Source organism: Ekhidna sp. (genome assembly GCF_965212185.1).
In the GTDB taxonomy this organism is placed as follows: Bacteria; Bacteroidota; Bacteroidia; order Cytophagales; family Cyclobacteriaceae; genus Ekhidna.
Genome location: NZ_OZ243102.1, coordinates 3,673,362 through 3,689,696 on the forward strand (window position 1 = coordinate 3,673,362; position 16,335 = coordinate 3,689,696).

Sequence of the window (16,335 nt, forward strand, 5' to 3'; positions counted from 1 at the left end):
TACACTTCCAATTAGAAGTTAGGGCTTAGGTGGTATTTGCTATAGAAGTCATCGATCACTTCAACAGCTTCGGTGGCGGTATCGACTACATTGAATAACTCAAGATCAGTCTTGCTAATGTTTCCTTCCATTTCCAGCATGACTTTTTTGAGCCAATCAACCATTCCTGACCAATACTCTCTTCCCACCAAAACGATTGGGAATCGACCAATTTTTTTTGTTTGAATTAAGGTCAATGCCTCGAAAAGTTCGTCCATGGTTCCAAATCCCCCCGGAAGCACGATAAACCCTTGTGAGTATTTCACGAACATTACTTTTCTGACAAAGAAGTAGTCAAAATCAATGCTCTTATCTCTATCAATGTAAATGTTATTGTTTTGCTCAAATGGAAGGTCAATATTTAATCCTACAGATTTACCGCCCTGAGCATTTGCGCCTTTATTACCCGCTTCCATGATACCTGGTCCACCGCCGGTGATCACTCCGTATCCATGTTGCACAACTTTGGCAGCAATTTCTTCTGCGATTTTATAGTATTTGTTATCTGGCTTTGTTCTGGCAGATCCGAAGATCGATACACATGGCCCAATCTTAGCCATTTTCTCAAATCCCTGAACAAACTCACCCATCACTTTGAAGATGGCCCATGAATCAGCACTCTTAATTTCGTTCCAATCCTTTTCTTTGAAGGCTTCCAGAATCCGTGCCTCTTCCTCTTTACTTATCGTTTTATTCTCTTCCATAGTATTAGTGTAGTAAATCTTTCAGCGCATCGTCTAACGCTGTAAACCGAAAATTAAATCCCGCATCTTCAATTTTTTTGCTTGACACACGATTTCCTCCAATTAGGATGTCCGACATTTCACCTACAATTAATCGGAGCGCAAATTTAGGAACATTCGGCAGCCAAAGTGGCCTATTTAATTGATTTGCTACTGCTTTAGTAAATTCTTTATTGGTTTTAGGAGACGGGCCTACTCCATTAAAGATTCCAGCTTGAGCATGTTGTAGGACATGAGCAAATATTCCACAAAGATCTTTGATGTGAATCCAGCTCATGTATTGTTTACCGGATCCAAGTGGAGCACCCACCCCAAACTTGATAGGCTTGGCCATTTCGACCAATGCTCCACCTTTTTCACTTAGCACTATACCTATTCTAATTTTTGACGTTTTAATGTTGTGATCATTGAATAAATCAACTTCTTTCTCCCAGTCTTCCACCACATCAGCAAGAAAGCCTTCTCCCTTTGGAGAATTTTCATCGACCAATTGATCTCCTGAATCCCAACCATAAATTCCCACAGCAGATGCAGAAATGAAATGTTTCAATTTAGGATTTAGGGAAATAGCCTTTTCTCTAAGTAGTCGAGTAGAGTCTATTCTGCTATTATATATTTCTTGTTTCCATCCATCAGACCACCTTTTATCTGAAACACCAGCCCCGGCAAGGTGGATAATAGCGTCAGCAGTGGTAATTGCTTCCTCATCTATTTCTCCCTTTTTTACATCCCAATAAAATGTCTGGTAGTGTTTTTGCGTTGGGTTGCGTGAAAGGTGAGTCACCTTATAGCCATTTGCCTCTAGCATCTGACTTAATTCGGTTCCTACAAGTCCGGATCCGCCTGTGATAAGTACTGTTTTGATTTGGTCGTTTAGTTTTGTTGAAGACATGAGAAAACTTATTTATAAACATACTCTCGCATCACTTCTTTTGTTTGGGATTACTTTGAGTTTCGCTCAAAAAAAGTATGAAGCAAAGGCTGGTGCTTCTTCGGTAATTCTGGAAGGTAAAACATTAAACGGATATAAGACAGCATTCGATTTTAACTGGGAGGAAGTTCGCAAAGGTTGGTGGCAATATGCGAGAAAATTTGGAACACCACTAAATATGAAATCCTATTATAAGGTAACTATCCCATCGGAAACTACAGATGGAAATATAGATCTTGAAATATTCACCCAATCAGCGGAAGGAGCAAAAGGTAAAACGGATTTTTTTCTAGGATTGGAGAACGAAAAATACAAAGATCAAGCCTTAGCCATGATTCTTGATTTTAAAAAAGAATTTTATATCGGCGATCTGGTCAGTCAAATTGAGAAAAAACAAAAGAAAGCTGACAGGCTTAGCGATCAATACAGGGATGCGGTGCTTGAAACAAAAAAAGAAGAATTACTCAATCAACTTAATGAGATAGAGAAGGAAATCGAACAATTGAAAGCTGAGATAAAATCGATTGAGAAAAGTTAATAACGTCAAAAAAAGAAAAGACCCTCTTATGAGGGCCTTTTCTAAACATCTATCGATTTATCGATTAAAATAGTGAGTACCTGAAGGTAACACTAACTCTTGTGCCAGGATCAAGCGATTGGAATGGCTGATCAGCAGAACCGAAGTTCTTATAAACCAATTCTCTCTTGTCTCCCAGCAAATTTCTTACTCTCATATTGAGCTGGTATTTGTCGTTCTGTCCAAATGTTTTGTTAACAGAAAGGTTAACACTGTTGAATGGGACAGAATACACATCAGGTCTATCCGCGATACCAGTATAAGTTAGCGTAGCGCCTTGAACATTGTAGTATAAACCAGCTTCCAGGCCTGATTCAGGCTTATTGTAAGCAAATCCTACATTAATCAAATAAGGTGCCTGTCCTTGTAAAACTCTCGTTCTATTAAGGTTCTCACCAACTCTCAAATTTCTTGAGCGTGACTCAAATTCTTCATCGCCCATTGTAATTTCTGATTTTAGGTAAGTGAAGTTTCCACTAACTGTAAAATTTTCAAGCGCTCGGTTAATCTTACCAAGACTTTGTCTTACTTCAAGTTCAGTACCAATTACAGTTGCATCTCCTAAGTTTCTTGGCTGGAAGTTGTTATCAGCCGTTGCACTTTGTACCGTTTCGATTGCGTCATTGAATTTCTTATAAAATCCACTGATAGAAACTGTTTGACCTTTATCCTGGAATATTTCCCATCTCAAATCAAAATTATCAATGAGTGTGCTTTTAATATTGCCATCCCATATCACTTCATTTCTACTATTTCTCGCCTCACTTAATGCTCCCAAGAATGTTCTTCCTGTTAATGGATCAAAGATCTCAGCAAAAGATGCTTCCTTAAATGAGAACCTAGCGGTTGTTCTTGAATATGATGCTCTCAGGTTTTGACGATCAGTCAATGAGTAGATCATATTAACCGATGGGAAAAAGTTAAGCTCATCAATAACTTTTTCGTTTTGAACAGCTTCACCTCTTGAGTTCTGACCAGAATATAACTGGCTGTAATCTTCTGCTCTTACCCCAACGATTGCTTTCAGATTGTCTGCAGGAGAAAATTCAGAGGAAACATACATTGAGTTATTGAGTATCGAAGATTCAAAGAAGTTTACATTTCTAGGAACAAAATCAGCACTGTAGAAATTACCTCCATCTGCTGGATAAAGATTTTCATCGTAGAAAAGCTCATCCGGATTTCCAGTTAAGCCACTGTCATCTCCAATATTGATCGAGAAAGTTCTGATTGAAAAGTCTCTTGATTTAAATGTTGATCCAATTCCGAATTTAAGCTTCGCATCTCTTCCAAAAAGTGTGTGCTCTTTTAGCGCAGATGCAGTTGATGCGATATTATACTCATTCAGTTCTCTCCAAATTCTTCTTGGAAAACCTGCCTCACCACTACCAATTTGGAATTCGCCTCTTTCTACTTGATATCTTGTGAATCTGATATCCGGATCTTCAATAGAAGAAATGGTTGGAGAAACTCTCCAGTTGATTTGCCATGAATCATTTTTTAGATAATGGTCTCCTGCAAGGAGAACATTTGACAAAGACCGTTGGCTATACTCAAGGTTATGCTGAAGTCCAACAAAGTCTGAACCTTCATCGCTTCCTACATAATCGAAGATACCTGCTTTGCTTTCACCATTTTGTAACCTTAAAAGATTAACCCTGTACTTCGCCATATTTCTTTTAAGAGCGAATCCAGCCATGCCTCCTAGTAAAACATTATTAACTCCATAATCACCTGATTGGAATTCTCTTCTTTCCAATTGAAGATCTGATGCATCAGAATCGTTAATTCCATAACGAGAGAAAACAGCATCTTCATAATACTCAGATGTCTTTCTGTAAGTCAAGGCAAAATTGTAGCCAAGCCTTCCAAGCGAAGTTTCTTTTTGATTTCCAAAAGAAGATCCAAGATTATAATCCATGAAGTTTGTGGATCTTTCAGCAGCAAGTGTTTTATTAAATCCTCTTAGCTGTGCTGCATATTGCTGTCCAACTGGACTATTAGCTGCATAGATCTGGCCATTTAAAATCACCTCGCTATCATCGATGTGTAGCGCTCGCGTTCCATTATCGAACCCTAGAAAGTCTGTTGAGCTTCCCTGATACGAAAGGTTACTCTTGTTTAGGTGCATGCTTGGATTATATCCTAATCCAGCAGAGAAATTCAATGTTTTTTGATCCGGAAGATCTTTGGTCTCAATATTCACTAATCCTCCAGTAAAATCAGCTGGAAGGTCAGCAGTAAATGTTTTTGCAACGATGATGTTATCAAGTACATTGGTTGGGAAGATGTCCATTTGCAATGTATTTCTATCCGGATCAAGTCCCGGAACATCCATCCCATTAAGGAGTGTTTTTGTATATCTGTCACCTAATCCTCGAACAAAAACATATTTGCCTCCTTCTATAGATACTCCTGTAATTCTTTTGGCTGCAGCTGCAGCATCTGAATCTCCAATTTTTCTGAAACTTGCTGATGAAATTCCATCCAGAAGGTTTGCAGATTTTCTCTTTACTGTAAGTAAAGCTGCCTCAGTTGTTTTGATCACTTCAGCAGTTACTACCACCTCTTCAAGAAGCTCTACATCTTCCTTCAAAGGGATTTGATCAATAACTGTTGTTTCATTTGGTTTCACTTCAAGGCCACTAATAGTGACCGTTTGGAAAGACACAAATGATGCTTGAATGTCATAAGATCCGGGAGTTGCAGGAATTTGGAACTTTCCATCAAAATCTGTGATGGATCCGTTAGTAGTTCCTTTGATTACCACTGTAACTCCGTAAAGCGGTTCACCAGTAGCCTCTTCAATAACAGTACCCCTTATGGTACCATTTTGTCCTACCACTGCTATACTGATTGTCATCAGCATTAGCAACATGATAAAGTTTAATCGTTTCATTTCAGATAAAAATTCAATAGATGTTTTAAAAAAGTAAGCCCGCGAGCTCATCACCCGCGGGTATTTGTCAGTTCTGTCTCTTAAAAGTCAGATAATTCTCCAGTTACGCTTGCAAATGTCCAGTCAGCGAATACATCGACATTAGCCCCTACAGTACCTCTTGCAACTGCTGTTACATTCTCTCCCATTCCGACAAAGAAATCTGCAGTGGTATATGTGGCGGCATTACCATCAGCATCTACAGTAGGGATGGCAGCTTCAATGGAAGTAGCATCAAATCCAACTTGAGCCGCATAATCAGCATACTCTTCTACGTCCTGGCCAAATGTTAAATCAAAAAAGTAGATATTGGACATATTCACATCCGTATTGGCGTCAAAGTCAATCAAACCTGTTGCTCCATCAGCTTTCACAGTTCCGTTTGTGATGGTATGTCCAGCTCCAGCGTAAATTCCTTCAGGACCATCCAATTCGAATGCTTCATCACCTGGATTGATTACTATGAAATTATTAAGTGTCCCAGCCCATGCTTGATCCGTATCAATAGCATCGTCACCAGCACCAACAACGATAGCATTAGAAACGCTGACAGTTCCTCCGAACCACTCGATTCCGTCATCCTGATTTCCTACTACTTCAACGTATTCGATGGTGGTGCCTGAACCAACTCCACCAAGCGTAATGCCATTGATTTCGTTTCCTTCACCAATGTTTGCTCCTCCATGACGAACAGATACATATCTGATAACTCCAGAGTTATCCGCATCATCCGTTCCTCCATAAAGACCATTTGTATCAGTTGCCGGAATTCCTTCGATTTGTTCTGATTCATTGTCTGCAGAAATCCTAGCATTTCCTAAGACCAAAAGTCCACCCCAAAGACCATTAAGGTCAGCTGTAAGGTTTGGGCTATTAATCTGACCAAGTGTGATCTGGTCAGCCTCAGAAGTAAATATGATTGGAGCAGAAGCCGTTCCTTCTGCCATTATTTTGGCGCCTCTTGCAATTAGCAGTGCCGTAGCATTGGCACCTGTTCCTGCTCGTCCTTTAATGATACATCCAGGCTCAATTGTTAAAGTAGCACCGGATTCTACAGTAACTCTACTTGCTAAAACATAAATAGAGTCATTGGACCAGGTTTTGTCCGAAGTAATATTACTATTCACCAAAACCCCAATTCCACCTTCAAGAGTATTGTTATTGTCAGTTGGAGTTACGCCATCATCACTTCCACATGAAACCATCAGTAGAGTTCCCACTAGAAGTATTGCGATTGCCTTTAAGTTTTTCATTTTCAATTTTGCGATTTAATTAATGAGTTAGATCAATTTGTACTGCAAAATTGAAGGTGGTATGTTAACTGCCTTAGGAATAGCAGTTACGATATCATTAAATGAGAAGCTTATTTGTTAGGGCACTGTTACAAATGTTAAGAAATTGTAAAGTGCCCTTCTTCCAAAGAATGTTCTGAGGGTGGTTTTATTTGCTAATGTTAACCTTAGATAATATGGATTTGATGATGTCGTGAGTCGTCACTTCGTCCGCTTCAGCTTCATAGTTGAGCAGAATTCTGTGGTTAAATACATCGTCAGCAATCTCCTTTACGTCCTCTGGTAGGACATAGTCACGCTCATTGAAGAAAGCCATTGCTTTAGCAGCCAGATTTAAATTGATGGAAGCTCTTGGAGATGCTCCAAACTGAATGTATTGGGCTTCATCATTGAGCTTGTAGTCCAATGGATTTCTTGTCGCAAAAACCAACTCAATGATATATTTCTCAATAGATTCAGAAACAGTCACCTGGTTGATTTCATTTCTGATTGAGAATATATCGTCTTTGGTGAGGATGGTTTCCAATTGCGGATTGAAACTCATATTGGAAATCCTTCTCATTACTTCCAACTCATCTTCTTTACTCAGGTAGTCCACATGAATCTTTAGCATGAATCGGTCAACCTGTGCCTCAGGTAGTGGGTAGGTTCCTTCCTGATCAATTGGGTTTTGAGTAGCCATTACCAAAAATGGTCGATCCAGCTTATAGGTAGTTTCACCAATGGAAACTGTTTTTTCCTGCATGGCCTCTAACAAAGCCGACTGGACTTTAGCAGGTGATCTGTTCACCTCATCAGCGAGTATCAGGTTGGCAAATATTGGTCCCTTCTTTACTTCAAACTCAGCTTTCTGCTGATTGTAAATCATTGTACCTACTAAATCGGCTGGCAGTAAGTCCGGGGTGAACTGAATTCTTTGAAAATCAAGTTTCAACACATCGGCAAGAGCATTTACTGTTAAGGTTTTTGCCAAACCGGGTACACCTTCAAGTAAAATATGTCCTTGCGTAAAAAGACCCACAAGCAATCGATTGACCATGTACTCCTGACCAATCACTACTTTGCCCACTTCAGAAATCACCTTTTGGATTTTATCCTGATGCTCTTTTTGAAGATCCTTATCTACTACTTGCTCTTCCATGTTTATCATTTGAGTTTGGCTTGCAAAAATATGATTTGAATTCAAATATTAAAGAACCATTTGAAGTAAGGAAAAAACGGAGGATTTTCGGTGTTAAATCTTGTTAACGCCAGCTGGTCTCCTCAGAAACTTCCTGTTAAATGTTCGAATGATCAATCGTGTCCCCTTGTCATATGTGAAGTAACTCCAAATCCAGTTGTTTAGTGTGATGAGTTTATTTCTAAAACCAATGAGGTACATAATGTGAACGAACATCCAGATCAACCATGCAAAAAATCCTTTAAAATGCATGCCATTAGGCATATCTACCACTGCTTTGTTCTTACCAATGGTTGCCATTGACCCTTTATTAAAATACTTGAAGGGTACCATTTCTTTACCAGCGAATCTGTTTTTGAAATTCTTTGCAAGATGCCATCCTTGCTGCATGGCCACTGCAGCCACCATCGGATGACCCTGAGGATATTCTTCATTTTGCATCATAGCAACATCCCCAATTGCGAAAACATTATTGGTACCTTTAACCAGGTTGTAATCATCAACTAAGATTCTGCTTTTTTCAACTGAAGACTCATTTAAGCCTTCCACTACATTTCCCCTAACACCTGCTGACCAAACAACCGTAGCTGTTTCTATTGTGCCATTATTCAATGTGACTGTATCACCATCATAGTCCTCCACAAAGGTGTTGAGTTGTACTTCAATGCCCATTTTCCTGATGTAATTAAGGGCCTCCTTACCTGCAAATTCACTCATCCCATTAAGTAATCTACCAGACCCCTCAATCAGATAAATTTTCATCTGAGAGAAGTCTAAATCCGGATAATCTTTAGGAAGAATGTGTTTTCGCAGCTCTGCTAGGGCACCACTTACTTCTACACCAGTAGGCCCTCCTCCAACAACCACAATATTCATCATCTTTTCGAACTCACCCTTGTCCTGAGTCATGACTGCCTGTTCGAAATTTTGAAGGATGTGACTTCTTACATCCAGCGCGTGCACGATTCGCTTAAGTGGCAATACCTTAGGTCGAAAATCTTTCTTGTTGAAATAATTGGTGACAGAACCGTTTGCTAATACCAGATTGTCGTACGATAAGTTGCCAATGGTCGTCACTACTTCATTATTTTCCGAATCAACACCGGTCACTTTCACCATTCGGAAATAATAGTTCGGATTGCCTTCAAATGACTTTCTAAGTGGTCCGGCAATCGAATCTGGTTCAAGACCGGCTGTGGCAACCTGGTATAATAGCGGTTGAAATGTATGGAAGTTGTTCTTATCTAAAAGGACAATTTGGGCCTTCACTTTTCTCAAAGATTTAGCCAAATTAAGACCTCCGAAACCTCCACCAACAATTACAATTCTAGGTAGGTCATTATCAGGAATGGCCAGAGAAAGATGAGCAGGAATTGGCATGTGTCTATTTTTTATTTACTAAACAACATCCCCCAATAATAATTCTTTGCTTTACTATTTAATTGAAGAAAAAATGTAAACCATTTCCTTTGCTATTTGTGAGGATCTTTCTCCATAGACTTGCGCCTCTTCTCCAGTACCATCAGAAACTTTAGGATCTTCATAAAACAGCTTGATTCGGGCATTTGCTCCATGGACAATCGGACATTCAGCATCAGCTTCTGAGCAAGTCATAATTGCTGCAAATCCTGTTGAAGGATTATAAGGATCATCAAACGTTTTAGAGAAACAGATAATAGGTGCCACATCATCAGAGAAATGGACTTTGTACTTAGGGTTATCACCCTCTTCTTTCGTCACATGAAAGCCAGCACTTTCAATAGCAGCTACTGCATTCGGATGAAAAGCTGTCGCTTCTGTACCTCCCGAAAAAGTAGATATATTAATTCCAAAATGATGAGCCATGGTCTGAGCCCAGATTTGACTTAGGTGACTTCTGCGTGAATTGTGGGTGCAGATGAAATTAAGTTTAGGATCATTAGTTGACTGTATGTAGTCTCTAATTTGATTTAGAATCAATTTTCTTTCATTTGTGATTTCGACTGATTCTGCCTTGTCGAGGTAGGATTTTATTTGAGGGTAGATCATTTGTGCGTTTTAGAATAAGTTTAACAACCCCCTAACCCCCCCTTTATTAAGGGGGAATTTAAGGGAATTAAATATTTAACAACAAGCTGCGGCTTGCTTCTCTTCATTTTGTTCAACATCTCCTAAGAAATGATATACTTCCCATTCATACCCGTCTGGATCATTTACCCAAAACTTGTCCTGAATGGCATAGCAACAGACTGTTTCAGCTTCTTCTAATTGAACCAATTTTTGACCTCTTGCGAGATTGAGCTTTTCGTTTAATTCTTCTTTGGTTTCAACCTGGATACCAAAGTGACCCACATCATTGTTTACTTTCTGAGGGTTCTGAATGAACGAAATGGTTAATGCCGGAGCATCCAGCTCATATTTGGCATAATCTTCTTTCACCTTAGCAGCTCCTTCATTGAAGAATTTATCATAAAACTGCACCGTCTCACTGATATCACTAACATATAGCGAGATATGTGTGCGTGGAAATACATTTTTCTGTTCCATAATTATTGTAGTTTAATTAGTTATTAATTCGATGTAGCATTTTTCGAAGTGCACATGCACATCCGGGTCGCCTATAACCCATCTATTTCCATCAGGATCGGTAAGTCCAATGGCTCGATCGACTACTTCACAATCCTCCTTCATTTTTTCAATAGCATTAAACCTGCTCATTCGCTGATAAATTTTAACCACCTCGAATGAATCCTGAATTTCAAATTCATTCGTCTGCCTTTCATGTTTTCCCTTTGACTCAATTATTTCCAGATTAAAGTTTTCTGCTTTGAATTGAATGCAAGACGGGGTAATCTCCTGAGGCATACGATCTAACAGCGCTCTATAAAAAACCAGGCTATTATTCAGATTACTACTTTGGATCCTAATCAATTTCATCTATATATCGTATTATTACGATTAATTAATTCAAATTTTTTTAACAACAATTTGCCGGATCAAAACTTTCAAGAAGCCCTTCTAGTCTTGATTTCACTTTGTTCCATACTTCCGGATTAATGCAATAACACATGGAAGTTCCTTCAACCGTTCCGGCTATCAGTCCAACACTTTTCAATTCTTTTAAATGCTGAGAGATGGTGGCTTGAGCTAGACCTAATTCTTCTACCAAATCACTGTTGATACATTTATTGGCTTGAATTAAATGTTCCAGGATGGCTATTCTGGCAGGATGTGCAAATGCCTTAGCCACTAATGCCAATTCGTTTTGTTCGGAGGTAAATAAATCTGTTTTGCTAACTCCCATATCGTAATATTACGATGAATAATTCATTTGGTTGTGAAATAATATTTTTTTCTTAGCCAGAAGGCTACCCGAACCAATAATATCAGTGCAGGAACTTCGACTAGCGGCCCAATTACTCCAGCAAACGCTTGTCCTGAATTTAGTCCGAATACAGCAATCGCAACCGCAATCGCTAATTCAAAGTTATTTCCGGCAGCTGTAAAAGCGACCGATGCGTTTTTGTCGTAATCTGCCCCAACTGCTTTGCTTACAAAGAATCCAATTAAAAACATGATCACAAAGTAGATGAGTAATGGCACGGCGATCCTCAATACATCTAAAGGTATTTCCACAATTAGCTGGCCTTTCAGTGAAAACATAACAACGATTGTAAACAGTAGTGCAATTAATGTAATAGGAGATATTGTCGGGATGAAGGTGTCTTTGTACCACTTTTCTCCTTTCATTTTCACAAGAAACCATCGGCTTACTATTCCAGCTAAAAAAGGAATGCCTAAATATATCGCAACGCTTTCCGCTATTGTAGCAATGGATATATCCACTATTGCTCCATCAAAACCGAAGTAGGGTGGAAGTACTGTGATAAACAACCAAGCGTAAAAGCTGTATCCAAAGACTTGAAAGATGCTATTTAATGCAACAAGACCAGCTCCATATTCACTGCTTCCTTCCGCCAAGTCATTCCAAACAAGCACCATAGCAATGCAGCGTGCTAAGCCAATCAAGATTAAACCAATCATATATTCAGGATAATCCTGAAGAAATGTGATGGCTAAAACAAACATCAATAATGGTCCAATGATCCAATTAAGAACAAGTGATAATGAAAGGATCTTCACATTTCGAAACACTTTAGGCAATAATGAATAATTGACCTTAGCAAGTGGCGGATACATCATTAGAATAAGCCCAATTGCAATTGGCACGTTGGTGCTGCCGGAACTCATGGAGTTAACTGAATCTGCGACACCCGGAAAAAAATAACCGACTCCAACGCCTACCAACATGGCTGTGAAAATCCACAGCGTCAAATTCCTATCCAAAAAGCTTAATTTTTCCATGCTTTCATTTATTTATCGCAATATTGCAATGAATAGATAGATTTTAAAAACAATTGCACTTAATTTTTTTGTCTATCTATTAGAAATTTTATATTCGAGCTTTGAATAAGGCTATCCTTATTAAAACCAGTTTCTCGTTTTAAAACCATTTTTTTAATGACTACCATCAAAAGAACCTGCTTTTCTTTCGTATTTCTTATTGCCTTTTTTTTATTGTTAACCCCTACCAGAGCCCAGGTAAATGAAAGTGACTCCCTTGCATTAATTGCCATTTATGACAGTCTCAATGGTCCCAATTGGAATACACCATGGGATCTTACCAAGCCGATAAAGACTTGGGATGGTGTGATTGTGGTCAACAATAAGGTGGAGCGAATTTTTTTAAATTTTGATAATAATGTTTCTGGTACATTACCAGCGGTAATCGGAGAGCTAGAAGATTTAAAGAAACTGCAAATCACAGGCTGTAACCTCCAAGGCGACCTACCCTCCGAGCTATCCAACCTCACGAAACTGGAAACACTTGAGCTTTGGTCAAACCGGCTTACCGGGCAAATACCTGATATCAGCACTTTAACAAACCTGACAGAACTTAACTTAAATTTTAATTTGCTGGAAGGACCTATTCCTCAAGGAATCGGTAATCTGGTTAATCTTACAAAATTGGATTTAGCACAAAATAATTTGAGTGGTGATATTCCATCTGAAATAGGAAACCTGACCGCTTTAGAATTATTAAATCTGTCCTTTAACGAACTGACCAGTGTCCCTTCAGAGATTGGTAACCTGGTAAGCTTAACTGATCTTCACCTGGGCGCTTTAAACTTAAGCACTTTACCAAACGAAGTTGGTAATCTGGTGAACCTAAAGAATCTTATGCTTTACGGTTCCGGCATCAGTGGTGCCTTCCCATTTGATTTATCTCAAATGACAGCTCTGGAAGAGTTTTCTATAAGAGATAATAATTTAACTGGCCCAATTCCTCCTGAGGTAGGTATGCTAACGCAGTTAGTCGGGCTTGATTTTTCACTGAATCAATTTGAAGGCACCATCCCAGCTGGGATTGGTTCTTTATCCAATATAGAAGAACTCTATTTGTACGGAAACAACATTGAAGGTTCAATTCCTACAGAGTTTAAAAATCTGACGGCTTTACGAAAGCTACTTATTTACGATAATAATTTATCTGGTGATGTCCCGGAATTCTTGAATACACTAATAAACTTAGAGCGTTTAGATTTAAGAAATAACGGATTCATTAATTTGCCAGATTTATCAGGCATTGAAAGCCTTGTTTCATTTAGCGTAATGGACAATTTTTTTGAATTTGATGATTTGTTGCCAAATCAAACCGTCCTATCTGGGTATGCTCCTCAGGGCAAAGTTGATCAACTGGACACATTTGACATTGAAACAGGTGATGCCCTAATGTTAACAGCAGCCACACCAAATACAGACGGTAACAACACCTATAAATGGGTATTAGATAATTCATTTATTGATGGAGCCACCAAAATAAATTATGAGTTTTATGCGGTTGAACCAGGGACATATGAAATTTACTATCTGGCGGAAAACCCTGCTTTACCAAATCTATTCCTTGTGAGCCACGATATCGTCGTAAACGTCACAGCCTCGGACGATGTAACCCCAAGAAATATCGAGCTTAGCAATCATATAGTTCTTGAAGGTCAGTCGGCTGCAACAAAGGTAGGGACACTCTCAACTGTGGACCCTGAAGAAAATGATGAGCACACATATGCATTAGTAGGTGGAGACGATATCAATTCATTTTTTATCACTGAGAATATACTTCGAACTAATGAAGTATTTGATTTTGATCAAAAGTCATCGTATCAAATAACGATACGTACCACTGACCTAGGTGGTAGAACCCTCGACAAAACGTTTGAAATATCTATTGAAGAAGATCAAAGTGGTGGATCAGATATCATGGACTTTGACGGGAATGGACGAACTGGTGCAATCAGCTTTGTCATTAATGATGAGGTGTACATCGGCCTGGGCAAGGATGCGGATAGCTTGTACACTGATTTTTGGAAATATAATACAGCAACTGCTTCATGGACAAGTCTGGAAGATTTTCCAGGAACCGCTCGTACTGATGCCGTAGCATTTACCATTGACGGAATAGGATATGTTGGGCTAGGTCGGGATGCTGAATTCAATACCTTCAGTGATTTTTATGTATTTGATCCCTCTGCAGGTTGGTCACAAGTCAGTGAATTTGGGGGAACCCCAAGATATGATGCTGTCTCATTTACAATAGATGGTGTTGCCTTTGTTGGAACTGGGAAAGATGATACCAGTGAAACAAATGATTTTTGGAGCTATGATGCATCTACTAACTCCTGGACAGAGGTTACTGCAATGCCAACTGACGCAAGAACAAGTGCAGTTGCCTTTTCAATTGGTACCAAAGGATATGTGAGTGGGGGCGTCTTCTTTGATGGCTCTACCACTCAGCTTAGTGATGTTCAGGAATATGATCCTGCAACCAACGAATGGAAAGAAAAGGTTTTTGCTGATGGCATCAACCTGTCTTTTTCCGGGGCTACTGGATCGGCATCCGACGAAGAAGGTTACATTTTTTATGGCAATAAAGAGCAGGTAACCAAGTATGACCCAAACACCGATGAAATAACCGATCTTGGAGATGTATTCAACCTAGGTTCCGATCGTCATGCCGGTGTGAGTTTTCGGATCGGAAACTCCATTTATTTTGGACTTGGAAGCTATTCCGAAGACATATTCAGTGACCCGATTTATCCTGTTGAGATACTCAGGTATGATTTGCCAATAGCTGAAAAAAATGTTGCGCCGGAAGACATAATCCTCGAAAACAGATTCGTTAAAGAAAATGTTGCGCCAGTAGATCTGGGAGAACTCTACACCATAGACCAGAACGTTTCTGATACTCATGAGTACGCATTGGTTAGCGGAGATGGGGATACAAACAATGACCTCTTTGCAGTGTCCGGATCGATTTTGACAACAAATGAATCATTTAATTATGAAGAACAGTCACTCTATTCTATAAGGCTCCAAACCACAGACCAGGACGGGTTAACTTTTGAGAGGGTGTTTGAAATTGAAATTCAAGATATAAATGAGCCCCCTTCTGAACTAAGTCTGGATAATAATGAAATATTAGAGGGTGAAACCGAGAATACTTTAATTGGCACATTCACAACTACAGATGAGGATTTTGACGAGTCCTTTACCTATACGTTATTGAGTGCCTCCGATTCTTTCAACATTCAAAACGATAAACTTTATAGCAGTGTCACATTTGATTTTGAAACCCAAAATCAATATTCCATTGAAGTGGAAGTTTCAGACTCGGCAAACCATACGCTCACAAAGAGCTTTGCGATTAAAATAATTGAGATTAATCAACCTCCTACGGACATAAGTATTTCCAATGCTGCTATAGAAGAAGGGTTTCCCGAAAACTCAACCGTTGGATTGCTAACCACAACTGATGCAAACATAAAAGATGAGCACAATTATGAAATTATTGAAGGTGAAGAAGATTTTTCCCTTGAAGGAAATGCTTTGATTGCTAAAAGAACATTTAACCATGAAGAACAAGCCGAGTATAATGTTGAAATTCAATCAACGGACAGGCAAGGAGCATCAGTAACTGAAATTTTTACGATCCAAGTAACGGATGTTAATGAAGCACCAACAGGGATCGTCCTGGACAATACTGAAATAAATGAAGATGAAGCTGAAGGATTATTAGTAGCGATAATAAGTACAATCGACGAAGATGAAGATGATAGCTATACGTATGTTATCCGAGGCGTTTCTGCATTTTCACTTTCGAATGACAGTCTTTTCGCGGATAGATCCTTTGATTTTGAAGAACAATCATCCTATGAAGTCACCATTCGATCAACTGATGCAGGAGGTCTTGCTATCGAAGAAGATTTCATAATTACAATTCTGGATCAAGAAGAACCTTTAGCTACTGATGATCCCGGGAAGGTATTTCGTGTTTATCCAAACCCGGTTGAAAGTAAAGTCAATTTTGATGTGGACTATTCATTCCAGGGTAAGCTTGAAAGTGTACTAATTAATGCTGCAGGCAAAATCGTACACAAACAAATCATGAACATGGATACAAATCACCAGTCCTTTAGTATTTACATGAGCGAGCTACCACAAGGTATTTATATCCTTAGGTTAGAAATGGGTAGCGAAACACTGAAAAAGAGAGTGATTAAACGGTAGTCAAACCCACGCATATGAAATTTAAAAAAGC

General features: G+C 39.1%; 13 protein-coding genes. 2 read left to right on the top strand and 11 right to left on the bottom strand.

The window, feature by feature from the left end; genetic code table 11:
* Nucleotides 1-11 precede the first annotated feature (11 nt).
* Both ACOMC3_RS16060 and ACOMC3_RS16065 read right to left on the bottom strand, forming a co-directional pair.
* Complete coding sequence (locus tag ACOMC3_RS16060) at nt 12-743, bottom strand: TIGR00730 family Rossman fold protein (RefSeq protein ID WP_420316903.1); 732 nt, start codon at nt 741-743, stop codon at nt 12-14.
* A 4-nt stretch (nt 744-747) separates the two neighbouring features.
* Nucleotides 748-1,674 carry a TIGR01777 family oxidoreductase gene (locus tag ACOMC3_RS16065; protein WP_420316904.1) on the bottom strand — a complete coding sequence of 309 codons (927 nt, stop codon included), beginning with the start codon at nt 1,672-1,674 and terminating at the stop codon, nt 748-750.
* On the opposite strand from ACOMC3_RS16065, the gene ACOMC3_RS16070 reads away from it, so the two are divergent.
* Nucleotides 1,673-2,251: a hypothetical protein gene (locus ACOMC3_RS16070; protein WP_420316905.1), complete on the top strand. Its 579-nt coding sequence runs from the start codon at nt 1,673-1,675 to the stop codon at nt 2,249-2,251. The two genes, ACOMC3_RS16065 and ACOMC3_RS16070, sit on opposite strands and share 2 nt — an antisense overlap.
* Before the next feature lie 64 nt (nt 2,252-2,315).
* On the opposite strand, the gene ACOMC3_RS16075 is transcribed toward ACOMC3_RS16070, so the two are convergent.
* The 9 genes from ACOMC3_RS16075 to arsB form a co-directional block, all read right to left on the bottom strand.
* Nucleotides 2,316-5,189, bottom strand: a complete 2,874-nt coding sequence (locus ACOMC3_RS16075) for a TonB-dependent receptor domain-containing protein (RefSeq protein ID WP_420316906.1) — start codon at nt 5,187-5,189, stop codon at nt 2,316-2,318.
* 80 nt (nt 5,190-5,269) lie between these two features.
* Complete coding sequence (locus ACOMC3_RS16080) at nt 5,270-6,481, bottom strand: hypothetical protein (protein ID WP_420316907.1); 1,212 nt, start codon at nt 6,479-6,481, stop codon at nt 5,270-5,272.
* A gap of 187 nt (nt 6,482-6,668) precedes the next feature.
* A complete protein-coding gene (locus ACOMC3_RS16085; protein ID WP_420316908.1) occupies nt 6,669-7,661 on the bottom strand; it encodes an AAA family ATPase in 993 nt (330 codons plus the stop codon).
* A 93-nt stretch (nt 7,662-7,754) separates the two neighbouring features.
* Nucleotides 7,755-9,080: an NAD(P)/FAD-dependent oxidoreductase gene (locus tag ACOMC3_RS16090; RefSeq protein ID WP_420316909.1), complete on the bottom strand. Its 1,326-nt coding sequence runs from the start codon at nt 9,078-9,080 to the stop codon at nt 7,755-7,757.
* 54 nt (nt 9,081-9,134) lie between these two features.
* Nucleotides 9,135-9,728 (bottom strand): low molecular weight phosphatase family protein, encoded by a 594-nt coding sequence (locus ACOMC3_RS16095; protein ID WP_420316910.1) that lies wholly within the window; start codon nt 9,726-9,728, stop codon nt 9,135-9,137.
* A gap of 75 nt (nt 9,729-9,803) precedes the next feature.
* Nucleotides 9,804-10,226 (bottom strand): ArsI/CadI family heavy metal resistance metalloenzyme, encoded by a 423-nt coding sequence (locus ACOMC3_RS16100; RefSeq protein ID WP_420316911.1) that lies wholly within the window; start codon nt 10,224-10,226, stop codon nt 9,804-9,806.
* 12 nt (nt 10,227-10,238) lie between these two features.
* Complete coding sequence (locus tag ACOMC3_RS16105) at nt 10,239-10,616, bottom strand: hypothetical protein (RefSeq protein WP_420316912.1); 378 nt, start codon at nt 10,614-10,616, stop codon at nt 10,239-10,241.
* Between the two features lie 40 nt (nt 10,617-10,656).
* Nucleotides 10,657-10,983 carry an ArsR/SmtB family transcription factor gene (locus tag ACOMC3_RS16110; protein WP_420316913.1) on the bottom strand — a complete coding sequence of 109 codons (327 nt, stop codon included), beginning with the start codon at nt 10,981-10,983 and terminating at the stop codon, nt 10,657-10,659.
* A gap of 23 nt (nt 10,984-11,006) precedes the next feature.
* Nucleotides 11,007-12,044 carry an ACR3 family arsenite efflux transporter gene (gene arsB, locus ACOMC3_RS16115; RefSeq protein ID WP_420316914.1) on the bottom strand — a complete coding sequence of 346 codons (1,038 nt, stop codon included), beginning with the start codon at nt 12,042-12,044 and terminating at the stop codon, nt 11,007-11,009.
* A gap of 156 nt (nt 12,045-12,200) precedes the next feature.
* Here arsB and ACOMC3_RS16120 point away from each other — a divergent pair, with 156 nt between their 5' ends.
* Nucleotides 12,201-16,304, top strand: a complete 4,104-nt coding sequence (locus ACOMC3_RS16120; protein ID WP_420316915.1) for a leucine-rich repeat domain-containing protein — start codon at nt 12,201-12,203, stop codon at nt 16,302-16,304.
* Nucleotides 16,305-16,335 lie beyond the last annotated feature (31 nt).